This is a genomic window from Halomonas sp. M1 (genome assembly GCF_029581375.1).
In the GTDB taxonomy this organism is placed as follows: Bacteria; Pseudomonadota; Gammaproteobacteria; order Pseudomonadales; family Halomonadaceae; genus Vreelandella.
The window spans coordinates 3,247,435-3,273,143 of sequence record NZ_CP121119.1 but is presented as its reverse complement, the minus strand read 5'-3'; the positions used below and the strand labels follow the sequence as shown (position 1 = coordinate 3,273,143).

The following is a 25,709-nucleotide window of genomic DNA, read 5'->3' as shown; positions in this document are numbered from 1 at the left end:
AAGGCCGGTAGCAGATAATGCCACCGGCCTTCGTTATTAGCGAAGCGTGTTTTCCAACCAAGCCGGAACGCTGTTCAACGCTCCTGGCAAGGCATCAGGCTGGCTACCACCTGCTTGCGCCATATCCGGGCGGCCACCACCTTTGCCGCCCACCTGGGAAGCAACGTGGTTAACCAGCTCACCCGCTTTGACGCGGCTGGTCAAATCCTGGGTTACGCCAGCAATCAAGCTAACTTTCCCCGCTGCGGCGTCTGCTGTGCCGAGCATGACAACCCCTGAACCAAGCTTGTTTTTCAACTGATCCAGCACGCCACGCAGGTCTTTGCCCGATACGCCTTCAAGCTGAGTCACCAGCAGCTTAACGCCGTTAACTTCTTGCACCTGGCTAAGCATGTCGCTGCCTGCAGCGCTAGCCAGCTTGGCTTTCAACTGCTCAAGCTCTTTCTCAAGCGCGCGGTTACGATCAACTAGCGACTCAACCCTGGCCTCTACTTGCTCAGGCTTGGTTTTCAGACGCTCGCCAAGACGCTGCACACGGGCTTCTTGCTCGCGGAAGTACGCCAGTGCATGTTCGCCGGTAATTGCTTCTATACGACGTACACCTGACGCGATACCCACTTCGCTAATCACATGACAGCAGCCAATATCACCACTGCGAGCCACATGGGTACCACCACACAGTTCGATAGAGAAGTCATCGGCGCCAATGGTCAGCACGCGCACATTGTCAGCATATTTTGCTTCAAACAGCGCGGCTGCGCCTTTCTCCTTGGCATCAGCCAAACTCATTTGCTCAATTTTGGTCGGCGCGTTCGCCAGTATTTGCTCATTGACCAAGCGCTCTACTTCAGCCAATTGATCCGCCGTCATTGGCTCAAAATGGCTAAAGTCAAAGCGTAACCGTTCGGCATTGACCAGCGAGCCTTTCTGCTGAACGTGATCGCCCAGCACCAACCGTAGCGCTTTATGCAGCAGGTGGGTTGCCGAGTGGTTACGAATAGTGGCGCTGCGCAGGCTGGCATCCACTTCACCACGCACGTGTGCACCTACATTAAGCGCGCCCTCCACCATGATCCCTTGGTGCAGATGGTGACCGCTCTGCTTCTGGGTATCCGTTACCTGGAAACGCCCACCGTCTACATACAGGTAGCCGGTGTCGCCCACCTGACCACCTGACTCGCCATAAAATGGCGTGCGATCAAGTACGACAGTACCTTTTTGGCCCGCCTCCAAGGCAGCAAGCGCGCTGCCTTCCGTATCAACGATAGCGGTGACCGTTGCCTGGTCTTCTAGCTGTTCATAACCGGTAAAGCGAGTTTCACCTTCAAGCTCAATAGAGGCGCTATAGTCTGCGCCAAACTGGCTGGCAGCACGGGCGCGCTCACGCTGAGCCTCAAGCTCACGCTGGAAACCGGCTTCATCCAGCGATACTTCCCGTTCCCGGCAAACATCGGCGGTTAAATCAAAGGGAAAGCCGTAGGTGTCGTAGAGTTTGAACACGGTTTCACCGGGCAGCACATCGCCTTGAAGTTCCTCAAGTGCCGTATTCAACAGCCCCATACCGTGATCCAGCGTACGGGCAAACTGCTCCTCTTCTTTGAGCAGGACACGGGCGATCTGCCCACTGGCTTCATGTAGCTCAGGGTACGCCTCGCCCATTTCAGCATCTAGCGCGCTCACGAGCTTGTGGAAGAACGGTTCAGAGGCGCCTAACTTGTGCCCATGACGGATCGCCCGACGAATAATACGCCGTAGCACATAGCCGCGCCCTTCATTGGACGGCAGCACGCCATCGGCAATCAAAAAGGCACAGGAGCGAATATGGTCGGCAATAACCCGCAGCGAAGGCGTCGCAGTGTCACGGTGGCCGGTGGCATCAGCCGCTGCTTTTAACAAATTCTGGAACAGATCGATTTCATAGTTGGAGTGCACACCCTGCATCACCGCGGCAACACGCTCCAAGCCCATACCGGTATCAATAGACGGCTTGGGCAGCGGGTTTAGTGTGCCTGAGGCATCGCGATCGAACTGCATGAACACCAAGTTCCATATCTCGATATAGCGGTCGCCGTCTTCTTCTGGACTTCCCGGCGGGCCGCCCCACACGTCAGGGCCGTGATCAAAGAAAATTTCCGAACTTGGGCCACAGGGGCCGGTATCGCCCATCTGCCAGAAGTTGTCTTCATCCAGCTTAGAGAAGCGCTCCGGGTCAATGCCGATTTCATCTTTCCAGATACGCTCAGCTTCATCGTCACTAATGTGAACGGTTACCCAAAGTTTCTCTTTCGGCAGCCCCAGGGTTTCCGTTAGAAAAACCCAAGCAAAGCGAATGGCGTCGCGCTTAAAGTAATCGCCAAAGCTAAAGTTACCCAGCATTTCAAAGAAGGTATGGTGGCGTGCGGTGTAGCCGACGTTATCTAAATCGTTATGCTTACCACCTGCGCGAACACAACGCTGGGAAGACGTGGCCCGCACATAAGGGCGCGGGTCACGACCCAGGAACACATCTTTAAACGGCACCATGCCTGCATTGGTGAATAGCAGCGTTGGGTCGTTGCCCGGCACTAGGGAGCTGGTGGGAACAATCGTATGCCCCTGCTCTTCAAAGAACGATAAAAAAGCCTGCCTGATTTCTGCGCTTTTCATAGGGTATCCGTGACAAGAAAGCGTGATGCCCCAGGGCGCTGTCGCCGCTACCCGCTGGGGTCGCAAAAGGAGCATTATAACGCAGTTGTCAAACGACTAAAGCCGCAGTTAGTGGCAGAGTTCCAAACTGAGGGGGTATTTAGAGGGAAAAAGACTCAGATAAACAGCTGAGGGCGTAGCGAATTTGCTCAAAATCGAACCCACGGGAAGCCAAAAAACGTTCGCGCTTGGCGCGCTCTTTAGGCGTGTCACCGGGAGATGTGTATCGCCTTGCTAAGGTTTCTCGGGCTAATTCAAACCAATCTACCGCTTCACGCTCTTCTACCGCCGCCAGTGCAGCGGCTAACGTTTCTTGATCAACACCCCGCTGCCGCAACTCACCTTTGATGCGAATAACGCCCTGCCCGCGTGCAATGCGCGAGCGAATAAAGCTTTCCGCAAACCGCGCATCTGACTGCAGCGATTGCTCAACCAGTGCATCCAGACAGCTCTGTATCGCCTCTGGCTCAAAGGCTTTTTGGCACAACTTACGCGCTAGCTCGGCGCGCGAGTACTCCCGCCGAGCTAGCAGTTGAATGGCAACGTCGCGTGGAGAGGCGTCACCGCCAGAAGCAAACATAGCGCTCCCCCACCCTTTTAAAAACGCGCATCACAAGGGACTTATAGCAAGTCGTCGTCGCTATCAGCGGCAACGTCTGCCACAGGCGCCGTTTCTTCCTTTTTAGGGTCAGGCTTGGCTAACAGCTGCTCACGAATCTGGGTTTCGATCTCCAGCATAATTTCCGGATGCTCTTCCAGATACAGGGCTGAGTTCGCTTTACCTTGGCCGATTTTCTTACCTTTATAGCTGTACCAAGCACCCGCTTTATCCACTAGGTTGCACTGCACACCCAGGTCAATCACTTCACCGGCGTGGTAGATGCCTTTGCCATAAAGAATCTGGAACTCAGCTTGGCGGAACGGCGGTGCCACTTTGTTTTTAACCACTTTAACGCGGGTTTCATTACCCGTAACTTCATCGCCCACCTTCACCGAGCCGGTGCGGCGGATATCCAAACGCACGCTAGCGTAGAACTTCAGTGCGTTGCCACCGGTGGTGGTTTCGGGGCTACCAAACATCACGCCAATTTTCATGCGGATCTGGTTAATAAAGATGACTAAACAGTTCGCGTTTTTGATGTTACCGGTGATTTTACGCAGTGCCTGGGACATCAAGCGCGCCTGCAGGCCAACGTGGGAGTCACCCATTTCACCTTCAATTTCAGCACGCGGCGTTAAGGCGGCAACAGAGTCGATGACAATGACGTCTACACCGCCTGAGCGCACCAGCATGTCCGTAATTTCTAATGCCTGCTCGCCGGTATCCGGCTGGGAAACCAGCAGGTCGTCTAAATTTACACCCAGTTTTTCAGCGTAGCTTGGGTCGAGGGCGTGCTCGGCATCCACAAAAGCACAAACCTTGCCCTGCTTCTGCGCTTGGGCAATCACTGAAAGTGTCAGTGTGGTTTTACCTGATGACTCTGGGCCAAAGATTTCACACACCCGGCCGAACGGCAGCCCGCCAATACCGAGTGCGATATCCAGCCCCAGCGAACCGGTTGAAACCGACGGCATCACAACGCGAGGCGCATCGCCTAAGCGCATGACGGTTCCTTTGCCAAACTGACGGTCGATTTGGCTAAGCGCTGCGTTGAGTGCTTTTGTGCGGTTGTCGTCCTGAGCCATTCAGAGATTCCTCATAACAAGCTGTATAATTAGCCAGTAGTATGCCAAAGATTAGCGGCTAAACAAATCCTCACCGCTATATTTAACGATTATTTCTTTTTGCTGCCTTTTGCCTGCTCGGTGAGACGCGCCACCAAACCCGCCAGCGCTTCGCGCACCGCCTGCTCTCTCACCGCCTGACGGTCACCAGGAAAGTGAAAACACTCGGCTTGCTGATGCTCAGCATCACCCCACGCCAGCCATACAGTACCCACCGGCTTTTCTTCGCTGCCGCCGTCAGGGCCTGCCACACCGCTCACCGCCACGGCTAAACCTGCGCCACTTTCCCGACAAGCGCCTGCTGCCATTGCTTTTACTACCTGCTCACTTACCGCCCCAACGCTTTCCAGGGTAGCTGCTGGCACCTTCAATAGACGGCTCTTCGCAGCGTTCGAATACGTCACATAGCCGACGGTAAAGTAAGCCGAGCTGCCCGCTACCGACGTGATGGCGCTAGCGATTCCGCCACCAGTACACGACTCCGCGGTGGTCACTTCCACACCAAGCTGCTGGCACAACCGCCCCATGCGCTGAGCAAGCAGCGATAAATCAAGATTTTTCAGGCTAGAAACGCTGGGTGCCATAGTGACTCCTTCATGTAAGACCTCAGTTCAGCGTAGAATACAGCGTTTATCTTGCCCAAAGAACTCACTCTAAGAACTCACGCTAAGAGCTAGCTCTAAGAACTTACTCGTAGCGCTGACTTTAAGCAGTTGCTCATAGAATTTACTCGCAGAACTTGCCCAACGAACATGCCGTAAGCCGTGATGACTTACGCCACGCTCAACCAGGACACCCATGTCACAGGCCAGCCCCTCTCATACGCCCATGATGGCGCAATACCTTAAGATTAAACGCGAACACCCCGAGGTACTGCTGTTTTACCGCATGGGGGATTTTTACGAACTCTTTTTCGACGACGCCAAGCGGGCCGCCGCGCTACTGGATATTACCCTTACACAACGCGGCCAATCAGGTGGCAAACCGATCCCAATGGCGGGCGTGCCTTACCACAGCGCGGAAGGCTATTTGGCACGCCTGGTCGCCGGCGGCGAATCAGTGGCGATTTGTGAACAGATTGGCGATCCCGCCACCAGCAAAGGGCCCGTTGATCGCCAGGTCGTGCGTATTGTGACCCCCGGCACGCTCCACGATGAAGCGCTGCTGGACGCACGCCGCGATAACGTACTGGTATCTGTTGCCCCTGGAAAAGAGGGTTTTGGCCTTGCCTGGCTTGAGCTTTCCAGCGGACGCTTCAATGTACTGGAAGTGGAGAGTGAAGCTGAGATGCTCGCCGAGCTTACTCGCCTCTCCCCCGCTGAACTGCTAGTACCAGAAAGCCTGACGCTGCCTGATGCCTGGTCACAAAAACGCAGCCTGCGCCGCCAAGGTGAGTGGCTGTTTGACCTGGATAGCGCCACCCGCAGCCTATGCGACCAGTTTGAAGTACAGGATTTACGCGGCTTTGGCTGCGCGCACTTAACGACTGCACTCATTGCCGCCGGGGTGCTGGTCGATTACGCTCGAGACACTCAGCGCTCACGCCTGCCCCACGTCACGGCGATTAGCGTGGAAAACCGCGACGATGCAGTAGTCATTGACGCCGCCAGTCGGCGCAATCTAGAAATCGACATTAATCTTGGCGGTAACAGCGACAACACCCTAGCCAGTGTTTTAGACACCTGTGCCACCGCGATGGGCTCTCGGCTACTAAAGCGCTGGCTGAATCGCCCGCTACGTCAGCGGGATATTGTTGAGGGTCGCCAAGCAGGCGTGGCATTGCTGTCCATTGACGCTGCCTACATGTCACTGCGCGACACCCTAAGCGACGTGGGCGATGTAGAGCGTATTCTTGGCCGTGTTGCTCTGTATAGCGCCCGCCCACGTGACTTAGCACGCCTGCGTGATGCGCTTGTTACGCTGCCTGAGCTTGAGCAGTTACTGGCCGAAGTGGATACCGGCAGCGCCTTAGATAGCCTTAAACCGCATATTCGTCCCTACCCGGAAATGGCCAATACACTTACGCGCGCGCTGGTCGAAAACCCGCCCGTCGTGATCCGTGACGGGGGCGTTATTGCCAATGGCTTTGACGCTGAGCTGGATGAACATCGCGGCATGGCCGAAAATGCCGGCGAATATTTGGTTCAACTAGAGCTACGCGAACGCGAGCGTACGGGGCTTGCCAACTTAAAAGTGGGCTATAACCGCGTGCACGGCTATTTTATTGAACTGCCCCGCTCCCAGGCACAGCAGGCACCCGCCGACTATATTCGCCGCCAAACGCTGAAAAATGCCGAGCGCTTTATTATTCCAGAACTTAAAGAGTTTGAAGACAAAGCGCTTTCGGCTAAATCACGGGCGCTGACCCGGGAAAAATGGCTCTACGAGCGGCTAATGGGCGAGCTTAATGCGCTACTCCACGCGCTACAAAGCACCTCTCGGGCACTGGCGGAGCTGGATGTACTATGCGCCTTTGCCGAGCGCGCCGAAGCGCTCAATTGGGTACGCCCTCACTTAGTTGAAGCCACTGGCATAAGCATTAGCGCAGGCCGCCACCCGGTCGTTGAGCAGGTGAGCGACAAGCCGTTTGTACCTAACGATGTCACGCTATCGCCCGACCAGCACATGCTGATCATCACCGGCCCCAACATGGGTGGTAAATCGACCTATATGCGCCAAACCGCGCTAATTGCCCTGCTGGCTCACAGCGGCAGCTTTGTGCCCGCTGACGCCGCTGAAATTGGCCCTATCGACCGTATCTTTACCCGCATTGGCTCATCGGACGACTTAGCGGGGGGGCGCTCCACCTTTATGGTAGAGATGACCGAAACCGCCAACATCCTGCATAACGCAACGGAACACAGCTTAGTGCTTATGGACGAGATTGGCCGCGGGACCAGTACGTTTGACGGCCTCTCTCTTGCGTGGGCAAGCGCCGAGCACTTAGCGACTGCCCGTGCATTAACACTGTTTGCCACCCACTATTTTGAAATGACCTCCCTGCCTGAACAGACAAACGGCGTGGCCAACATTCATTTAACCGCCACCGAGCACGGCGATAGCATCGTGTTTATGCACCGTATCGAGGCTGGCCCTGCAAGCCAAAGCTACGGCTTACAGGTCGCGCAGCTCGCTGGCGTGCCCACCCCTGTGATCTCCCGCGCACGGGAAAAACTGATCGCCTTGGAGCAACGTGACGTTGACCAACAGCAGCGCCGCGCTGTCTCGGCAGGTTCAGAACAAGGCGTGCCACAGCAGAACGACTTGTTTGCCAGCGCCCCTCACCCCGTTGTAGAGGCGCTTAAAAAAGCGGACGTAGATGATTTATCGCCTCGGGAGGCGTTGGCACTGCTGTATCAATGGCGCGAACTACTGTGATCGTCTTAATAGAAGGTCATGTGGCGCTTGCCCACGGGTAAGGGCACCTCTAGAATGTCGCCCATACTTTTTAGCTTATAAAAAACAGCTGATTTATAACCATTCACGATTGACCATGACCGGAAGCGTTTCTGGTCCTGCAAGAGGGATAGCAAGATGACGTTTGTCGTTACCGAGAACTGCATCCAGTGCAAGTACACTGACTGCGTGGAAGTCTGCCCGGTCGATTGCTTCTACGAAGGCCCTAACTTCTTGGTTATTCACCCAGATGAGTGTATCGATTGCGCCCTGTGTGAGCCGGAGTGCCCCGCTGAAGCGATCTTCTCCGAGGATGAGCTGCCCGATAACCAAACGCAGTTCATTGAAATCAATGCAGAACTGGCCGAGGTGTGGCCAAACATTGCAGAGAAGAAAGACCCACTGCCCGACGCAGAAGAGTGGGATGGTAAAACCGGTAAGCTTGAAAAACTGGAGCGCTAAACTGCAACACCGCTTAACGCTCTATAAAAACCAGCGTTCGCGCTGGTTTTTTATGCACCTTTTTGTACTTCGGTAACACACGCGCAAAAAAAGGCGGCCCGTAGGCCGCCCGCTCCAAGCACTTCCTCTGACCACTCCCTGTGTCAACTTCCTTAGGTGACGTCCTTGCCGGGGCTCATGTCACTATGTCACCCGGCGCACCTACCTGCATCCCGTTGCATCCTGCCTGAAGCATCCTTGCCTCCCCTAGTCCTGAACGTATTGTGGCAGATAATTTGGTCATCACAAGCAGGCCAAAATCGCAAAAGGCGAGCCTAGTCGGCTCGCCTTATTTTTTAAAAACTTTGAAATCAATCAGTTAAATTAAGATTAGTGGAAAATTTCGTTTTATCCTACCCAAACCAAGCGAATGTCGTCGGCATTTGTAAGAGATCTCTTACAAAATCTTGAGACATCTCTTACAAGCCAGCGCAACGTTTCGCCTTTACTGGCCTTTAATAGCCTTCAAACCCGGGTAAGTCACCTCGCCCAGTTCAGCTTCAATCACCAGCAAACGGTTGTACTTGGCAACTCGGTCAGAGCGGCACAGCGAGCCAGTTTTAATCTGCCCTGCACAGGTGCCCACGGCCAAATCAGCAATGGTAGTATCTTCCGTTTCACCGCTGCGATGGGAGATAACCGCAGTAAATCCAGCGTCCTGGGCCATCTTGATGGCATCTAGGGTTTCAGACAGCGAGCCAATCTGGTTGAACTTAATCAGAATGGAGTTACCAATCTGCTCATCGATACCGCGCTTGAGAATTTTGGTATTGGTAACGAACAAATCGTCACCCACCAGTTGCACTTTATCACCCAGCTTATCGGTCAGCGCTTTCCAGCCCGCCCAATCGGATTCATCCATACCGTCTTCGATAGACACAATCGGATAATCGGCGCATAGCCCAGCTAGGTAGTCAGCAAAGCCTTCAGCGTCATAGATTTTGCCTTCGCCGGAGAGGTTGTACTGGCCATCTTTGTAGAACTCAGAGGAGGCGCAGTCGAGTGCCAGTGTTACATCTTTACCAAGGGAGTAACCGGCGTCGGCAACAGCCTGCTTAATTACGGCCAGCGCATCAGCGTTAGATGCCAAGTTAGGGGCAAAGCCGCCCTCATCACCCACCGAGGTAGACAGACCTTTGGCCGACAGTACTTTTTTCAGCGCGTGAAAAATCTCTGCGCCCATACGAAGGCCTTCACGGAAGTTGGCTGCACCCACCGGCTGCACCATGAACTCTTGGATATCAACGTTGTTATCCGCGTGTTCACCACCGTTGAGAATATTCATCATCGGCACCGGCATGCTGTACTGGCCCGGCTGTCCGTATAGCTCAGCGATGTGAGCATACAGCGGTACACCCTTGGCATTAGCGGCGGCTTTAGCGGCGGCCAGCGATACGGCCAAAATCGCATTAGCACCTAGCGTAGCCTTATTTTCGGTGCCATCGAGCGCCAGCATGGCATCGTCCAGGCCGCGCTGATCGCGCGCATCCATACCTAACAATGCATTACGAATACTGCCATTCACGGCTTCAACGGCTTTTAAAACGCCTTTACCGAGGTAGCGTGTCTTGTCGCCATCGCGCAGCTCAAGCGCCTCGCGGGAGCCTGTGGACGCACCACTTGGCGCACAGGCTTCACCTATCGCACCGCTTTCAAGGCGAACAGTAGCTTGAACAGTTGGGTTGCCACGAGAATCGAGCACTTCCAGCGCACTGATTTCAACAATTTTGGTCATGACAGTATCCTTAGGTTGTCAGTCTGATAGAGGGTGGTGGGTCAAATATATACCACGTTTATTATCACGATCAGCGAATGGCTAGCGGATCGAAGCCTTTGACCAGCGTGTCTAGCTGGGTAAGCTGCGACAAAAACGGCGCCAGCTGATCCAGCGGCAACGCACAGGGGCCATCACACTTGGCGTTGTCAGGGTCTGGGTGCGCTTCTAAAAACAGCCCCGCTAAACCAACAGCGACGCCCGCGCGAGCCAGCTCAGCCACTTGGGCACGGCGCCCGTCAGCGCTGTCAGCACGGCCACCAGGACGCTGTAGTGCGTGGGTAACATCAAAAAACACCGGATAACCCGTTTGTTTCAAATCGCCAAAGCCCAGCATATCGACGATCAGATTGTTATAACCAAAGCTTGTGCCCCGCTCGCACAGCATCAGGCGGTCATTGCCCGCTTCCTGAAACTTGGTGAGAATATGGCGCATTTCGTGGGGCGCTAAAAACTGCGGTTTTTTAATGTTAATAACCGCCCCCGTTTTTGCCATCGCTACCACTAGATCGGTTTGGCGCGCTAAAAACGCCGGTAGCTGGATGATATCAGCGACTTCGGCGGCGGGCGCCGCCTGCCATGGCTCGTGTACGTCGGTGATAATCGGCACGCCATAGCGGGCTTTGATGTCAGCTAAGATTTGTAACCCTTTATCCAGCCCAGGCCCACGATAGGAGTGGATCGAGCTGCGATTGGCTTTATCAAAACTCGCCTTAAAGACATAAGGCATACCCAGTGTTTGCGTCGCTTCAACATAGGCTTGGGCGATCTCATCGGCCAGCTCTGCCGACTCCAGCACATTCATGCCGCCTAATAACATGAGCGGCAAAGAATTGCCGGCGGTTAGGCCGGCAACGTTGATATGACGCTCTGGGGTTAGTGCGTGAGAAGCCATGTTTCCCCCTTTACTCTTGAGGCGCCGCGTGGGCACGGGTACGTGCTGCTTTGTGCTCAACGGCGGCGTTAACAAAGCCTGAGAACAGCGGGTGCCCATCGCGCGGTGTCGATGTGAACTCTGGGTGGAACTGACACGCCACGTACCAGGGGTGGTCGGCAAGCTCCACTACTTCGACCAGCGATTGGTCGACGCTCTTCCCTGAAATCACCAAGCCAGCCTTCTCCAGCTCATCAATAAACTGGTTATTGACTTCAAAACGGTGGCGGTGGCGCTCAACAATCTCATCAGAACCATAGGCCGCGCGAGCTTTACTGCCTGAGGCCAGATGACAAACCTGCCCGCCTAAACGCATGGTGCCGCCAAGGTCAGAGGCCGCATCGCGTAGCTCAATTTTGCCTTCGGCGTTAATCCACTCAGTAATCAGCCCCACCACCGGGTGCTTGGTGTCGTGAGTAAACTCGGTGGAGTTGGCGTCTTCCCAGCCGGCCACGTTGCGAGCAAACTCAATAACGGCCACCTGCATGCCTAGACAGATACCCAGGTAGGGGATCTTGTTTTCACGGGCAAACTGGGCAGCAAGAATCTTGCCTTCCACGCCGCGCTCGCCAAAACCACCCGGCACCAGAATGGCATCTTTACCCGCTAAGCGCTCGGTACCGTGGCGCTCAATATCTTCCGAATCAATATAATCGACATTGACCTTAATACGTCCCTGAATGCCCGCATGGATCAGCGCTTCATTGAGCGATTTGTAGGCATCCAGTAACTCCATGTACTTACCGACCATGGCAATGCTTACCGACTTCAGCGGGTTCAGCTTAGAATCCAACACCTTCACCCATTCGGACAGGTCAGCTTCGGGGGCTTCTAAACGCAGCTTGTCACAAACGATATCGTCCAGGCCGTGCTCATGGAGCATCAGCGGAATACGATAAATGGTGTCGGCATCCTGCAGCGGCACCACCGCACGCTCTTCCACGTTGGTGAACAGGGCGATTTTACGACGTTCGCTCTCTTCCAGCTCTACTTCACTGCGGCAAATCAAAATATCCGGCTGGATACCGATAGAGCGCAGCTCTTTAACGCTGTGCTGGGTCGGCTTGGTTTTAGTTTCGCCTGCGGTCTTGATGTACGGCACCAGGGTCAGGTGCATGTAAATCGCTCGGCTTGCGCCCAGCTCGCTGCGAATCTGACGAATCGACTCAAGGAACGGCAGCGACTCGATATCGCCAACCGTACCGCCGATTTCCACCAGCGCTACGTCAAAACCCTCGCCACCCGCGTAAACGCGCTGCTTGATTTCATCGGTAATGTGGGGAATAACCTGAACGGTGCCACCCAGGTAGTCGCCACGGCGCTCTTTGCGTAGCACGTTCTCGTACACGCGGCCCGTGGTGAAGTTGTTGCCTTGGGTCATTTTGGTACGAATAAAGCGCTCGTAGTGACCAAGGTCCAGATCCGTCTCGGCGCCATCCTCGGTGACGAACACCTCGCCGTGCTGGAAAGGACTCATGGTGCCCGGGTCCACATTGATGTAGGGGTCGAGCTTGAGCATGGTGACCTTAAGGCCGCGGGCCTCGAGAATCGCCGCCAGCGAGGCAGACGCGATGCCCTTGCCAAGAGAGGACACAACGCCGCCGGTCACGAAGATATATCGTGTCATGGAAAACCTGTCGAAACGTGATCAAAAGGCGTAACAGAAAGCCACACCAGGATGGGACGACAGAATAGCAGAGTAAGCCTTAAGGCTCAATTTGAACTGCTCTAGTTGAGGGGCGACATCGCCCCTCACTATCCAATATCACACGCCCAGGTAGTCCAAAATCCCTTCTGCCGCTTGGCGACCTTCATAAATCGCAGTAACCACAAGGTCAGAGCCGCGCACCATATCGCCACCGGCAAAGATTTTCTCGTTACTGGTTTGGAAGGCGTACTGACCATGTTCGGGCGCTTTCACCAAGTCCCACTCGTTAACGTCGATCTTGGCGCTATCGAACCACGGGGCGGGGCTGGCCTGGAAGCCAAACGCTACCACCACCGCATCAGCAGCGATAATCTCTTCTGAGCCAGGCACCACCTCAGGGCGTCGACGGCCATTTTCATCCGGCTCGCCCAGGCGAGTGCGCACAACCTTAACGCCCTCGACCTTCTCTTCACCCACCACCGCTACCGGCTGACGATTGAACAAAAACTCAACGCCCTCTTCACGCGCATTAGCCACTTCACGGCGGGAGCCGGGCATGTTCTCTTCATCGCGGCGGTAGGCGCAGCTGACGCTCGCGGCCCGCTGGCGAATCGATGTGCGGTTACAGTCCATCGCCGTATCACCACCGCCAAGCACCACCACGCGCTTGCCTTCCATGGAGATGAAATCGTTAGGGTCTTTTTCGAACCCTAATCGGCGGTTGACGTTGGCAATCAAGAAATCCAGCGCCTTGTAGACCCCAGGCAGGTCTTCGCCAGGGAAGCCACCCGCCATATATTTATAAGTACCCATGCCCAGGAATACGGCGTCGTACTCCTGAAGCAGCGTTTCGAACTCGACATCAGTACCGATCTCGGTATTCAAGCGGAACTCGACGCCCATCTCTTCAAAGACGGCACGGCGACGCTCCATCACATTTTTTTCAAGCTTGAACTCTGGAATACCAAAGGTCAGCAGTCCGCCAATTTCCGGGTACTTATCAAACACGACAGGCTTAACGCCGTTGCGCGCAAGAATATCGGCGCAGCCAAGACCCGCAGGCCCTGCGCCCACAATGGCGACTTTCTTGTCCGTCCACACCACTTTTGACATATCCGGGCGCCAGCCCATGGCAAAGGCAGTGTCAGTGATGTATTTCTCAATCGAGCCAATGGTCACCGCACCAAAACCATCATTCAGCGTGCAGTCGCCTTCGCACAGACGGTCTTGCGGGCACACCCGACCACACACTTCCGGCAGCGAGTTGGTTTTGTGGGAAAGCTCGGCGGCTTCAATAATATTGCCTTCCACCACCAACTGCAGCCAGTTAGGAATGTAGTTGTGTACCGGGCACTTCCACTCGCAGTATGGGTTACCGCAATGCAGGCAGCGGTGTGCCTGGCTGGCTGCAACGGTGGGTTTGAACGGCTCATAAATTTCCGCAAACTCTTTTGCGCGAGTGTGTGCGGCTTTTTTCTGTGGGTCCTTACGACCCACATCAACAAACTGGAAATCGTTATTTAAACGGCTAGCCATGATCTCTCTCCTCGAAGCGTAGGCTCTGGCGGGTTATTCCGGCTGACGCCGAGATTGATTCAGCAAACTACCCAGGCTTGCCGCTTTTGGCTTCACCAGCCAGAAGTGGCGCGCGTAGTCGCCGAAGTCTTCCAGAATCGCCGCGCCACGATCAGAGCCTGTTGCCGCAACATAGGCTTCAATCATTTCACGCAAGTGGCGGCGATACGCTTCCATTGCTTCTGTGTTGACCCGGTGGATCTCAACCAGCTCATGGTTGTACTTGTCCACGAAGCTGCGGTCTTCATCTAACACATAGGCAAAACCACCGGTCATACCCGCACCGAAGTTAACGCCAGTTTCCCCCAATACGCAGACCAAACCGCCGGTCATGTATTCACAGCAGTGATCACCTGCCCCTTCAATCACTGCGGTAGCACCGGAGTTACGCACCGCAAAACGCTCACCGGCGGTACCCGCGGCGAACAGCGTGCCGCCTGTCGCGCCATACAGGCAGGTGTTACCGATAATGGCGGTTTTGTGACTTTCGAACTGGCTAACCTTGGGCGGCACAATCACAATGCTGCCGCCGTTCATGCCCTTGCCCACGTAGTCGTTGGCGTCACCTTCGAGGTAGAGGTTTAAACCACGGGCGTTCCACACCCCAAAGCTTTGCCCAGCCACCCCGGTAAAACGTGCGGTCATTGGCGCCGCTTCAAGGCCATCTTCACCGTAACGTTTGGCAATCGCCCCGGAGGTCAACGCCCCTACGCTGCGGTCGCAGTTGGTAATGGTAAAATCAAAGGTACCGCCCGACTGATTTTCAATCGCCTCTTTTAGCGCGGCCAGTACTTCCTGGTTTTTGGCACCTGGGTCGTGGGGCACATTGCGGCTCACCTCGCAAAACTGCGGCGCATCTTTGGGGACAAAGTCGTTGGCCAGCAGCGGCGTTAAGTCGAGCTTGCGCTGAGACGCCGTGTTGCCTTCCAACACTTCAAGCAGATCAGTACGGCCGATCAGATCGGTCAACTTGCGAACGCCCAGCATCGCCATCAGTTCGCGCACTTCTTCAGCAATAAAGCGGAAGTAGTTTTTGACCATGTCCACGGTGCCGCGGAAGTGTTCGCCACGCAGGAAGTCATCTTGCGTCGCCACGCCCGTGGCACAGTTATTCAGGTGGCAGATACGCAAGTATTTACAGCCCAGCGCGACCATCGGCGCCGTACCAAAGCCAAAGCTCTCAGCGCCGAGAATCGCTGCCTTAACAACGTCGAGGCCGGTTTTTAAGCCGCCATCCGTTTGCAGGCGAATTTTGTCGCGCAGGCCGTTAATGCGCAGCGCCTGATGCACCTCAGGAAGGCCAAGCTCCCAAGGGGAACCCGCATGTTTAATAGAGGTTAACGGGCTAGCCGCCGTGCCGCCGTCGTAGCCAGAAACCGTGATCAGGTCTGCATAGGCCTTCGCTACGCCAGTGGCGATAGTGCCGATACCCGGCTCGGACACAAGCTTCACTGAAACCTGCGCCTCAGGGTTGACCTGCTTAAGGTCAAAAATTAGCTGGGCCAAGTCTTCAATGGAGTAAATATCGTGGTGTGGCGGCGGTGAAATCAGCGTCACGCCGGGCACCGAGTAACGCAGGCGAGCAATGAGCTGGTTGACCTTACCGCCGGGCAGCTGGCCGCCCTCGCCTGGCTTGGCGCCCTGGGCTACTTTGATCTGCAGCACTTCGGCATTAACCAGATATGCCGGGGTCACGCCAAAGCGGCCGGAGGCGATCTGTTTGATTTTCGAACTGCGGATAGTGCCATAGCGAGCAGGATCTTCGCCGCCTTCGCCAGAGTTGGAGCGCCCACCCGCCTCGTTCATGGCCTGGGCCAACGCTTCGTGTGCCTCAGGGGAGAGCGCGCCCAGCGACATACCGGCGCTATCAAAACGCGGCAGCAGCGCCTCAACGGGTTCTACTTCATCCAGTGCGATGGGGGTTTCTGCGGGCTTAAGAACCAGCAGGTCACGAATGGTCGCTACCGGGCGCTCATTCACCAACTGGGCAAACTTTTTCCACTTAGTGTAGCTACCCTCTTGTACCGCCGCCTGCAGCGATGTCACAACATCCGGGTTGTAAGCGTGGTACTCGTGGCCGTGGACGTATTTCAGCATACCGCCCTGGGAAATGCCTTTGCGCGCAATCCAGGCATCTTTCGCTAACAGCTCCTGCTGCAGCTGCAGCTCGGCAAAACCGGTGCCTTGAATACGCGACGCCATGCCCACAAAGCAGGTGTCCATAATCTCATCAGACAAGCCCACGGCTTCAAACAGCATCGAACCGCGGTAAGACGCCAGCGTCGAGATACCCATTTTCGAGAGAATCTTAAACAACCCTTTCTGCATGCCTTTGCGGTAATTCTCCCGCGCATCGGCAGGGTTGCCATTCAGCTCGCCAGTGCGGTGCATATCCGCCATGACCTGATACGCCAGCCACGGATAAACCGCAGTGGCGCCTACGCCAAACAGCACGGCCATTTGGTGAGCATCACGGGCGTAACCTGTTTCCACCACAATGTTGGCATTCGGACGTAACGCTAAGCGGCCAAGGTGTGAGTGAACCGCACCTACCGCCAACGCGGCTTGAATCGGCAAATGCCCCTTGGGCAGTTCAGCATCGGTCAGTACAAGAATGACCTTACCTGCCTTGACTTGTGCTTCGGCTTCTTTGCACAGCGCAGTAATAGCCTGATGCAAGCTCGTCTGCTCTGGGTCGTAGCCCAGCGTCAGCGTGTGGCTAGCAAACGCAGGGTCGTCTTGGCTCACCAGCGCAGTAAACTTACGCGGTGACAGAACAGGCGTGGTCAAAATTAAGCGGTGAGCATGCTCAGGCGTTGCCTTAAAGACGTTTAGCTCAGCGCCACAGCAGGTTTCCAGTGACATCACGATCGCCTCGCGAAGCGGATCGATCGGCGGGTTAGTCACCTGAGCAAATTTCTGGCGGAAGAAATCGGTCAGCAGGCGCGGACGGCTAGACAGTACCGCCATGGGGGTATCATCACCCATGGAGCCCACCGCTTCCTGGCCGCTTTCTGCCAGCGGGCGCAGTACCTGGTCGCGCTCTTCGAACGTTACCTGGAACATCTTCTGCTGAACGTTAAGCGCGTCGGTATCCATCGACTGGAAACGCGCAAGCTCGGCCAGCGCAGACTCTAAATAGCTGGCTTCCTGCTTTAACCAACGCTTATAGGGGTACGCAGACTTTAAGCGGTCATCGATATCATGGGTATGCAGCACTTCACCGGTTTGGGTGTCCACGGCCAGTATCTGACCCGGGCCAACGCGGCCTTTGGCGACGACATCTTCTGGCTTGTAACCGTAGGTGCCAATTTCAGACGCCAGCGTGATGTAGCCGTTTTTAGTAATCACCCAGCGCGCTGGGCGCAGGCCGTTACGGTCCAACATACACACCGCTTGGCGGCCGTCGGTCATTACCACACCCGCTGGGCCATCCCAGGGCTCCATGTGCATGGAATTGTACTCATAGAACGCACGCAGTTCGGCGTCCATGGTCTCCACGTTTTGCCAGGCAGGTGGCACCATCATGCGCACCGCGCGGTGCAGTTCCATCCCGCCGGTGAGCAACACTTCCAGCATGTTATCCATACTGGAGGAGTCAGAGCCTGTGGTGTTGACGATTTCATCCAGCTCGGCGATATCCGGCAGGCGCTCGTTAACAAAGTTCGCTTTACGGGAGTTTGCCCAGCCACGGTTAGCTTCGATGGTATTAATTTCGCCGTTGTGGGCAAGTAAGCGGAATGGCTGCGCCAAGGGCCAACGGGGTGCGGTATTGGTCGAGAAGCGCTGGTGGAAAACGCAGATCGCGGTTTCCAGGCGCGGGTCGTTAAGGTCTTTATAGAACGCCGGCAAATCTTCCGGCATGACTAAGCCTTTGTACGACACCACCTCTGAAGAGAGCGACGCGACATAAAATTCTTCTTCTTTGCGCAGCGCCTGTTCTGCAAGACGGCGGGCCATAAACAGGTCGACAGCGAAACTATTGCTGCTGCCTGGCTGTGCAAAGAGCTGTTCAATGCGTGGCAGGCAGTCAAGCGCCATGGGGCCGCAGACGCTGGCGTCCGTAGGCACCTCACGCCAGCCCAATACCTCTAAACCACGGGCACTTAGCTTTTGGGTCAAGATCTCTTTGGCGGCCTTTGCCCGGTCGTCGTCATTGGGCAGAAAAACCACGCCTACAGCGAACTGCTCGCCTAGCTCTGCGTCCAGCGCCTCTTTTGCCGCTTCGCGCATAAACTGAACAGGCATTTTAAGCAGCAGCCCACAGCCATCGCCGGTTTTTCCGTCGGCCGCAATGCCCCCACGGTGGGTCATGCAGGTAAGTGATTCAATAGCCGTCTTCAGCAAGTCGTGGCTGGCCTGCCCTTCCATGTGGGCAATTAAGCCAAAGCCACAGTTGTCGCGAAACTCGCCGGGCTGGTGGAGACCTCTATTCATGGGCGTGCCTCTATTAAGCGTATTTTATTAGCAGCGTTTACATGGTATTATTTCGGGTTTTTATTTTTTTATGGCGCTTTTATCACCCGCCCAGACAGGGAGTTTCCCCTAACCGCTGCTGCAAGAAATGGCCGCTCAGCATAGCTATTTGCCCCTAGAGCGCGCAATCTCTCGCACCCACCAAATCCTCTAAAATCCTCGCCAAATCCTGCAGTTACACTGACTTAATTATAAAAAACACATACACTTCAACCACTTGCAAACCAATAAAACGCTTTTTAAACGGTAGAAAATAATTTATATACTTTAGTCTAAATTTGCCCTAAAAACCCATGCCGATAGCGCATAAGCCATGCGGATTGCATGCAGGGTGATTATTTAGCCTAATGCTCAGGCAATAAAAAAACCCGCACAAAGGCGGGTTTTTCCATACTGGCAAATGGTCCGTGCGGCGTTAGCCGCAAAGAGCTATTAATGAAGCGTTGGTAATGAAGCGCTAGAGACGAGGATAGCGCTGAAGCAGGCCCAAAAGGGTATCAGCGGGCGCTGCATCGCTAACACAGGCATCGCCTAAGGCCTTGAGCAGCACTAAGCGTAGCTTCTCGTCGATATTTTTCTTATCCAACCGCATACGCACCAAGAAATCATCTGCTGACATATTTGCCGGGGCAGCCAACGGCAACCCAGCGCTTTGAATAACCGCCTGCGCTCTTGTCAGTGCCGCCTCATCAATCCAGCCTAATTGACGTGACAGCGTTGCTGCCATCGCCATCCCCGCCCCCACGGCTTCACCATGCAGCCAATGACCGTAACCTTGATGCGCTTCAATGGCGTGCCCAAAGGTGTGACCAAGGTTCAGCAGCGCGCGAACCCCCTGCTCAGTCTCATCTTCAGCGACGATATCCGCCTTGATCTGGCAGCTTATGGCGATGGCTTCCGCAATCACATCAGGCTCAACGCTGCGCAACGCCTGCATGTTCTCTTCTAGCCAGCTTAAAAACGCCTCATCACGGATAAGCCCGTACTTAATCACCTCGGCAAGTCCGGCGGAAAGCTCGCGACCAGGCAGCGTGGTTAACGTATCGGTATCCACCAACACCGCTTTAGGCTGCCAAAAAGCGCCAATCATGTTTTTGCCTAGCGGGTGGTTAACCCCGGTTTTCCCCCCGACAGACGAGTCCACCTGGGAAAGCAGCGTCGTCGGCACCTGAATAAAAGCCACACCGCGCTGATAAGACGCCGCGGCATAACCCACCATGTCGCCAATCACGCCGCCGCCAAGTGCGATCAACGTACAGCGGCGGTTAAATCCTGCCTCCAGCAGGGCATCCCAAATGCGCCCCACCTGCTCAATAGTCTTATGCTGTTCGCCGTCAGGGAGCACAACGCTTCGCACGTCGAGGTGGCTAGGAAGCGTGGCGCAAAGCGCCTCTAAATAAAGTGGCGCAATAGTGTCATTGGTCACCACCATCACCTGCTGACCCGCTAAGTAGGGCGTCAGCACATTGGCATGCTGCAGTAGCCCTGCACCAATGTGAATAGGGTAGCTACGGTCACCGAGTGACACCGTTAACGTACGCGGAGCATTGAGCGTTTCTGTCATTGCGATACCTTTTTATTCTGCACTTTATTTGGTACTCCAGCGGTTTCCAACGGGTCTACCAAGCGATACACACGACGCAGTATTTCATTGACCACGGCTCGCGGGCTGCGCCGGTCAGTGCGTACGGTAATATCCGACGTGGCGCGATAAAGCGGGTCTCGGGTGGCAAACATGTCGTTCAGCACCTGCTCACGATTGGCACACTGCAGCAGAGGGCGGTTACGGTCTTTGGCGGTGCGCTTCAGCTGCTGGTCAACGGTGGTCATTAGATACACTACGGTACCGCGCTCGCGCAGGGCCCGACGGTTCTCTTCGCGCAGAACCGCGCCGCCGCCAGTAGCCACCACCACGTCTGATAGCCGGGTAAGCTCATCAATCATTTGAATTTCACGCTGGCGGAAGCCTGGCTCACCCTCGACATCAAATATCCAGGGTATATCGGCTCCACAGCGGTCCTGTATGGCATGATCGCTGTCGTAAAACGGGCGCGACAGTTCTCCCGCCAATAGACGGCCTATCGTGCTTTTACCAGCCCCCATAGGGCCAATTAAAAAAATATTGGGTAAATCCTGCATCAGCGAGTCATCAAACCATCATCAAGGAGTCGTGGAGTAATAAAGACCAATAACTCTACCTTTTCATTACTCTCTTGGGTATAGCGAAACAGCCGACCAATCAGTGGCAGGTCACCCAGCAGAGGCGTTTTAGCAATTTGGCTCAACTGCTCTGTGGTTAAAATACCGCCTAGCACCACTGTTTGGCCATTGTCCACCAGCACTTGGGTCTCAATCTGGTTGGTATCAATAGGTGGCTCGCCGCCAAACTCGCTCTCACGGAAGCTGTCGTTTTTAATCACCAAATCCATAATGATGCGATTATCTGGCGTGATTTGCGGCGTTACCTCTAGGGAGAGCTCAGCCTCTTTGAATTCGGTATCTGGGTTGCCCTGGGCATCCACGCTTTGGAAGGCTCGCTCTTCACCCTGGCGAATAATCGCCGTGCGCTGATTGGCAGTAATAACCCGAGGCTGGGAAATCGTCTGGCTTTTACCTTCGCTCTCTAGTGCCCGCAGCTCAAGATCCAGCAATATATCGCCGGATAAGTAGCCAAAGCTAAAGCCAGTCCCAGCCGCCCCGGTGGAGCCTAAATCCACCGCCAACCCCCCCATAGCACGATTCAACCCATCTGGATTAACGTTACGCCCAACAAAATTACCCGCTTCGTTTGGTTGGAACCCTCGCGTGCTGGACGCCCCCCAGTTCACCCCTAACTCTCTTGAGGCTGTATCTCGGGCGATAACAATGCGCGCCTCTATTTGCACTTGGCGCACGGCCACGTCAAGGCGGTCTAGGGTGCGGATAATATCGCGCACCTGCTCGGCGGTATCCTGAATCAATAGTGTATTGGTGCGCTGATCAACGCTGACGCGGCCGCGCTCGGTCAATAAGCCAAACCCATCACCGCCACGCAGCAACTGGGCGAGGTCTTCTGCCCGGGCATACTTTACTTCAATGAACTCGGTAACCAGCGGGGCGAGCGTTTCACGCTGATTGCGCGCTTCAATTTCTTGGCGCTCAATGGCCGCCAGCTCGCTGGCGGGGGCAACGACAATCACATTGCCCTGCTCCCGACTGGATAACCCCTGGCTCTGCAGAATCAGCGCTAGCGCCTGGTCCCAAGGTACATCGTTTAAGTTGAGTGTCACGCGCCCCGTGACGCTGTCGCTTGCCACTAGGTTAAGCCCCGTAAACTCAGCAAGCGTTGCCAGTACCGCGCGAACTTCGATGTCCTGAAAGTTGAGACTTAACCTATCGCCGGTGAAGCTATCGCCTTGCCCCTCACGAACGGTCTGGGTCTCTTGGCTAACAGGCTGCACTTCGATAGTGAGTGTTCGCCCACTTTGAGAGGAAATCATCGCGTAGGGGCCGTTAGTTTGCAGCTCCAGCAATGTATCGCGCTGACCAGGGCGCGGCGTAATGCGAGTGATGGGCGTGGAAAAATCGGTCACGTCGTATATCTGATTCAGCGCATCGGGAAGACCAACATCGCGCAGCTCGGCAATCACTCGGCCTTCGCTGCCTTCACGTACTTGGCTCACCACACCTTCTCGATCAAAGGTGATTAGCAGCCGACCTGCGCCATCGGGACCGCGGCGAAAATCAATATCTTCAACGCTGGGGCCTTCAAAGGTTTCGAGTGCAGGCGCTGCTGCATTGCTGCTGGGCGCCCCTAGGGTGATTTTCAACTGATCACCCTCCACCTGGGAGCGATAATCAAGAGGCTCTGATAAGTCGACCACTAGCCGGGTTCGGCCGTTACCTTCAATGGCGGTGACACGCTCGACACCGCCACTGCCCACATTCAACCGACGCTGAGCCAGGCCGCTTTGGGTATCAGCTAAATCTAGCGCTAGGCGCGGCGGCGCATCTAGCCGGTAGCCAGTTAGCTCGGCTACACCGCCGCTAAATCGCAGCACCAACTCCATCTCCCCGCTGTCGGCTTGGCGTACATCCATCTGGGTAAGCACTGAAGCCAAGCTTAACGTAGGAGTAAAGGCTAGCAATAACAGCGTAATTCGACGAAGCGCGGCGACCATGGTGTGGTTCCAGTAACAAGTAAAAAGGCTATTCATCAATGGCTAGCGCTGCTTGGCGCTCTTGCCATCCCTGCTGTTGGCTAAATACTCGCTCTACAAGCGTGATTTCTTGGGAGCTAATACGAGTAATTCGCCCGTGGTTACTACCTAAATAATTCCCCACCCGAACGCTGGCTACCTTACCATCCGGGGAGGCAATCAGCGCGACCTGCTGCCCTCCCATACCCAGCGTGCCTACTAACCGTAACGACTGAAGCTGAAACTGCTCCAACGGTTCAGTGGTGCGCTGCTGGTCGGGGGCAAGCTCGCTCGCTTCCGGCGGTAATAATGCGTCTTGGCTGCGCACGCTTTCCGGGGCAAGAAAAGGGCTGCGCACCTCAGCATATTGATAATCAAGCGGCCGTGGCGCAGGCATTGGCGAGATAATGTCGGGAGCCTGCCCACCGGGGGCGCGGCGTATCTCGGCCAGCGTCGCATCTAACTGGTCAAGATTTGCATCACTGCATCCCGCTACCACAATGCTACAGCACACCCACATCAAGCGCTTCATGGTGTGCTCCCTTCGTCTACTGCTTCTATATAGCTGTAGGTACGGGCAAGCAGTGAGAGTCTTAGAACATCGCCCTGCTGGTCAACAGGCACCAGAGTGAGGTCATGCTGGGTAACGATACGTGCCATTTGGCTTATATCCGCAGCAAATTGCGCCAGCTGGTGGTAGCCACCGCGTACCTGAATGTCCAGCGGATGCTCAATATAGTGTGTCTTACTTACCGTAGGCCTTAAGCGAATTGTCTCAATCGTCAGCCGATTATCCACGGCGGCGTCACTAATACTGTCCAGTAGTGACGGTATTTCGGCACTGGTAGGCAACATTGCTCGCATTTGCACCATCTGCTCTTCCAAAGTGGCAAGCTGGCTTTGTATTTCGGGTAAATAAGCCACTTCCGATGCTTTACTGCGATACTCACTCAGCAAGCGCACTTCTTGACGCTGCTCAGTCGCTAGCTGCTCACGTTTTTCGCCCACTAACCACCAGCTGATGCCACCAAACATAATCAAGAAAGCGAGCACCCCACATAGCCCTTTAAGCAGCGAGGGCCACTCACCTGCCTCTTTGATGTCCAGCGCTTGCCAATCAAGATTTTGAAAGCGTTGCCACTCTGAGCGCCAGCGTTCTCGATCCCAGCTCATGGCCCAGCCTCCTCAGCAGCCGCTGTGTCAGCAGATTGAACAACCTCAAACTGAAAAGCACGCTCGCTTCCATTCTGCCCGCCAGCCACTTCCGAAAGCACCGGCACCCCAAGCCCAGGCATGCTGGCTATTTGGCGCAGCTGCTCAGACACTTGGCGCTCGTTACCGGCTATGGCTGAAAGGCTAATGCGCTCACCGCTTCGGCTAAGTCGCTGATAAACCACGCCCTGGGCCACACTGGCCGCCAAATCATTGAATAGCTGAACCGTATGGATGCGCTCACTGTGTAGCGTTTGGAACAGCCGCAGCTGTTCGCCTAGTTGTTCAGCATCGGACTGGTAGCGTTTTACGTCGGCAATTTCTCTATTCAGCCGCTCTATATAGGTAGTGATATAAGCATTGCGCTGCTGCTGGGCAACAAGCTGTTGCTGATACACATACGAGACCGCATAGGCCAGCGCACCGCCCGTTAACAGCATCAGTAACACCACACCATAAAAGGCGCGGGTCTGCTTCTCCCGGCGCGCTTCACGCCAGGGCAGCAAGTTGATATTAATACTCACTGGCCGACCCTCATCGCCAAGCCACCGGCCGTTAACATGGCGGGGGCATCGTTGGTGAGTGCTTCAATATTTAAGCGTTTATTCACCCGCATGCGTTGGAACGGGTTAGCAATGGTCACCGACATTCCGCTATCTTCTGCGATACGTTCGGCAAGGCCGGGAATAACGCTTGAGCCTCCCGCCAGCACAATGTGCTGCACCTCATGCTGGCGAGCCGCTGTATAATACAGCTGCAGCGAGCGCCCCACTTGCTGTACCACGGTTTCTAAAAACGGATTAAGCACCATATCCTGGTAATCGTCGGGTAATCCGCCGCGTTTTTTGGCAAATCCAGCCTCTTCATTGCTCATCGAATAGCGGTCGCGGATAGCATCGGTAAGCTGGCGCCCGCCATACACCGTGTCGCGGCTATAAACGATTTGCCCTCCGCGCACCACGTGAAACGCGTTCATATTAGCGCCAATATCTACCAACCCAACACACGCCGTTGGGTCGTTTTCAACATTTAACTGACGGCGCAGCTCAGCCAGCGAGCGCTCCATAGCAAAGGTTTCAACATCGACAGCTGCCGGTTCGAGCCCAGCGCGCTCCAAGGTTTCTGTTAGCTGGCTAACATCCTGCTGACGACACGCAACTAATACAACCTGCTGCTGGTCTTCATCAAACGGAGCAGGCCCCAAACACTGAAAATCGAATGCCACTTCACTGAACGGAAACGGAATATGACGGTCAGATTCGGCGGTAATTCGCTCTTCGATTTCATCTTCGCTGAGCGATGCTGGAAACGTGAGCGTTTTAGTAATGGCAGCACTTGCCGGCACGGCCACCGCCGCCTTACGCGTAGAGGGTTTTGCATGCTCCACCGCACGACTTAGCACGTTGGCTACATCGTTAATATCGCGTATGCGACGTTCTACCACGGCACCTTCGCGCAACGGTCGCACAGCGTAGCTTTCTACTTGGTAATTATCGTTGCACTGCTTGAGCTCTAACAGCTTGACGGTTGCCGAGGTAATATCGACACCAATCAACCCTTTAGTGGGTTTAAGTAAGCGCATGTGGGGTTCGGCTCCGCCTGCCA

18 protein-coding genes are annotated in these 25,709 nt (G+C 55.2%); 2 read left to right on the top strand and 16 right to left on the bottom strand.

Annotated elements, in window-relative coordinates:
* Positions 1-36 precede the first annotated feature (36 nt).
* The 4 genes from alaS to P8S54_RS14990 all read right to left on the bottom strand — a co-directional run bounded on the left by alaS (position 37) and on the right by P8S54_RS14990 (position 4,994).
* Entirely contained in the window at positions 37-2,646 is a 2,610-nt protein-coding gene (gene alaS / locus P8S54_RS15005) for an alanine--tRNA ligase (protein WP_281442377.1), read from the bottom strand.
* Between the two features lie 139 nt (positions 2,647-2,785).
* Positions 2,786-3,265, bottom strand: a complete 480-nt coding sequence (locus tag P8S54_RS15000) for a regulatory protein RecX (protein ID WP_281442376.1) — start codon at positions 3,263-3,265, stop codon at positions 2,786-2,788.
* A gap of 41 nt (positions 3,266-3,306) precedes the next feature.
* Positions 3,307-4,371 (bottom strand): recombinase RecA, encoded by a 1,065-nt coding sequence (recA, locus tag P8S54_RS14995; protein ID WP_281442375.1) that lies wholly within the window; start codon positions 4,369-4,371, stop codon positions 3,307-3,309.
* Positions 4,372-4,460: 89 nt separating this feature from the next.
* Complete coding sequence (locus tag P8S54_RS14990; RefSeq protein WP_281442374.1) at positions 4,461-4,994, bottom strand: CinA family protein; 534 nt, start codon at positions 4,992-4,994, stop codon at positions 4,461-4,463.
* A 214-nt stretch (positions 4,995-5,208) separates the two neighbouring features.
* Here P8S54_RS14990 and mutS point away from each other — a divergent pair, with 214 nt between their 5' ends.
* Both mutS and fdxA read left to right on the top strand, forming a co-directional pair.
* Positions 5,209-7,788 carry a DNA mismatch repair protein MutS gene (gene mutS / locus P8S54_RS14985; RefSeq protein ID WP_281442373.1) on the top strand — a complete coding sequence of 860 codons (2,580 nt, stop codon included), beginning with the start codon at positions 5,209-5,211 and terminating at the stop codon, positions 7,786-7,788.
* Between the two features lie 156 nt (positions 7,789-7,944).
* Positions 7,945-8,268, top strand: coding sequence for a ferredoxin FdxA (gene fdxA, locus P8S54_RS14980; RefSeq protein WP_009096730.1), 324 nt, complete (start codon positions 7,945-7,947; stop codon positions 8,266-8,268).
* Positions 8,269-8,752: 484 nt separating this feature from the next.
* Here fdxA and eno read toward each other — a convergent pair whose 3' ends face one another.
* From eno to pilM, 12 genes are all read right to left on the bottom strand, one after another.
* A complete protein-coding gene (gene eno / locus P8S54_RS14975; RefSeq protein ID WP_281442372.1) occupies positions 8,753-10,042 on the bottom strand; it encodes a phosphopyruvate hydratase in 1,290 nt (429 codons plus the stop codon).
* Positions 10,043-10,112: 70 nt separating this feature from the next.
* Entirely contained in the window at positions 10,113-10,976 is an 864-nt protein-coding gene (gene kdsA, locus P8S54_RS14970) for a 3-deoxy-8-phosphooctulonate synthase (RefSeq protein ID WP_281442371.1), read from the bottom strand.
* 10 nt (positions 10,977-10,986) lie between these two features.
* Positions 10,987-12,642, bottom strand: coding sequence for a CTP synthase (locus P8S54_RS14965; protein ID WP_009096736.1), 1,656 nt, complete (start codon positions 12,640-12,642; stop codon positions 10,987-10,989).
* A 138-nt stretch (positions 12,643-12,780) separates the two neighbouring features.
* Positions 12,781-14,199 (bottom strand): FAD-dependent oxidoreductase, encoded by a 1,419-nt coding sequence (locus P8S54_RS14960; protein ID WP_281442370.1) that lies wholly within the window; start codon positions 14,197-14,199, stop codon positions 12,781-12,783.
* A gap of 33 nt (positions 14,200-14,232) precedes the next feature.
* Positions 14,233-18,675 (bottom strand): glutamate synthase large subunit, encoded by a 4,443-nt coding sequence (gene gltB / locus P8S54_RS14955; protein WP_281442369.1) that lies wholly within the window; start codon positions 18,673-18,675, stop codon positions 14,233-14,235.
* Between the two features lie 496 nt (positions 18,676-19,171).
* Positions 19,172-20,278 carry a 3-dehydroquinate synthase gene (aroB, locus tag P8S54_RS14950; RefSeq protein ID WP_281442368.1) on the bottom strand — a complete coding sequence of 369 codons (1,107 nt, stop codon included), beginning with the start codon at positions 20,276-20,278 and terminating at the stop codon, positions 19,172-19,174.
* Entirely contained in the window at positions 20,275-20,853 is a 579-nt protein-coding gene (gene aroK / locus P8S54_RS14945; RefSeq protein ID WP_281442367.1) for a shikimate kinase AroK, read from the bottom strand. Before aroK ends, aroB begins: the two co-directional genes overlap by 4 nt.
* A complete protein-coding gene (pilQ, locus tag P8S54_RS14940; protein ID WP_281442366.1) occupies positions 20,853-22,874 on the bottom strand; it encodes a type IV pilus secretin family protein in 2,022 nt (673 codons plus the stop codon). The genes aroK and pilQ overlap by 1 nt, the downstream gene beginning before the upstream one ends.
* A gap of 28 nt (positions 22,875-22,902) precedes the next feature.
* Positions 22,903-23,424, bottom strand: coding sequence for a pilus assembly protein PilP (locus tag P8S54_RS14935; RefSeq protein ID WP_281442365.1), 522 nt, complete (start codon positions 23,422-23,424; stop codon positions 22,903-22,905).
* The gene (locus tag P8S54_RS14930; protein ID WP_281442364.1) at positions 23,421-24,065 is read right to left on the bottom strand and encodes a type 4a pilus biogenesis protein PilO; all 645 of its coding nucleotides are present in this window, start codon (positions 24,063-24,065) and stop codon (positions 23,421-23,423) included. Before P8S54_RS14930 ends, P8S54_RS14935 begins: the two co-directional genes overlap by 4 nt.
* Positions 24,062-24,628 carry a PilN domain-containing protein gene (locus P8S54_RS14925; protein WP_281442363.1) on the bottom strand — a complete coding sequence of 189 codons (567 nt, stop codon included), beginning with the start codon at positions 24,626-24,628 and terminating at the stop codon, positions 24,062-24,064. Before P8S54_RS14925 ends, P8S54_RS14930 begins: the two co-directional genes overlap by 4 nt.
* Positions 24,625-25,686 (bottom strand): type IV pilus assembly protein PilM, encoded by a 1,062-nt coding sequence (gene pilM / locus P8S54_RS14920; RefSeq protein WP_281442362.1) that lies wholly within the window; start codon positions 25,684-25,686, stop codon positions 24,625-24,627. The genes P8S54_RS14925 and pilM overlap by 4 nt, the downstream gene beginning before the upstream one ends.
* Positions 25,687-25,709: the final 23 nt, after the last annotated feature.

Bases quoted from the DNA above. Each gene is read 5' to 3' on its own strand.
- alaS (WP_281442377.1), bottom strand. From the start codon at position 2,646: ATGAAAAGCGCAGAAATCAGGCAGGCTTTTTTATCGTTCTTTGAAGAG.
- P8S54_RS15000 (WP_281442376.1), bottom strand. From the start codon at position 3,265: ATGTTTGCTTCTGGCGGTGACGCCTCTCCACGCGACGTTGCCATTCAA.
- recA (WP_281442375.1), bottom strand. From the start codon at position 4,371: ATGGCTCAGGACGACAACCGCACAAAAGCACTCAACGCAGCGCTTAGC.
- P8S54_RS14990 (WP_281442374.1), bottom strand. From the start codon at position 4,994: ATGGCACCCAGCGTTTCTAGCCTGAAAAATCTTGATTTATCGCTGCTT.
- mutS (WP_281442373.1), top strand. From the start codon at position 5,209: ATGTCACAGGCCAGCCCCTCTCATACGCCCATGATGGCGCAATACCTT.
- fdxA (WP_009096730.1), top strand. From the start codon at position 7,945: ATGACGTTTGTCGTTACCGAGAACTGCATCCAGTGCAAGTACACTGAC.
- eno (WP_281442372.1), bottom strand. From the start codon at position 10,042: ATGACCAAAATTGTTGAAATCAGTGCGCTGGAAGTGCTCGATTCTCGT.
- kdsA (WP_281442371.1), bottom strand. From the start codon at position 10,976: ATGGCTTCTCACGCACTAACCCCAGAGCGTCATATCAACGTTGCCGGC.
- P8S54_RS14965 (WP_009096736.1), bottom strand. From the start codon at position 12,642: ATGACACGATATATCTTCGTGACCGGCGGCGTTGTGTCCTCTCTTGGC.
- P8S54_RS14960 (WP_281442370.1), bottom strand. From the start codon at position 14,199: ATGGCTAGCCGTTTAAATAACGATTTCCAGTTTGTTGATGTGGGTCGT.
- gltB (WP_281442369.1), bottom strand. From the start codon at position 18,675: ATGAATAGAGGTCTCCACCAGCCCGGCGAGTTTCGCGACAACTGTGGC.
- aroB (WP_281442368.1), bottom strand. From the start codon at position 20,278: ATGACAGAAACGCTCAATGCTCCGCGTACGTTAACGGTGTCACTCGGT.
- aroK (WP_281442367.1), bottom strand. From the start codon at position 20,853: ATGCAGGATTTACCCAATATTTTTTTAATTGGCCCTATGGGGGCTGGT.
- pilQ (WP_281442366.1), bottom strand. From the start codon at position 22,874: ATGGTCGCCGCGCTTCGTCGAATTACGCTGTTATTGCTAGCCTTTACT.
- P8S54_RS14935 (WP_281442365.1), bottom strand. From the start codon at position 23,424: ATGAAGCGCTTGATGTGGGTGTGCTGTAGCATTGTGGTAGCGGGATGC.
- P8S54_RS14930 (WP_281442364.1), bottom strand. From the start codon at position 24,065: ATGAGCTGGGATCGAGAACGCTGGCGCTCAGAGTGGCAACGCTTTCAA.
- pilM (WP_281442362.1), bottom strand. From the start codon at position 25,686: ATGCGCTTACTTAAACCCACTAAAGGGTTGATTGGTGTCGATATTACC.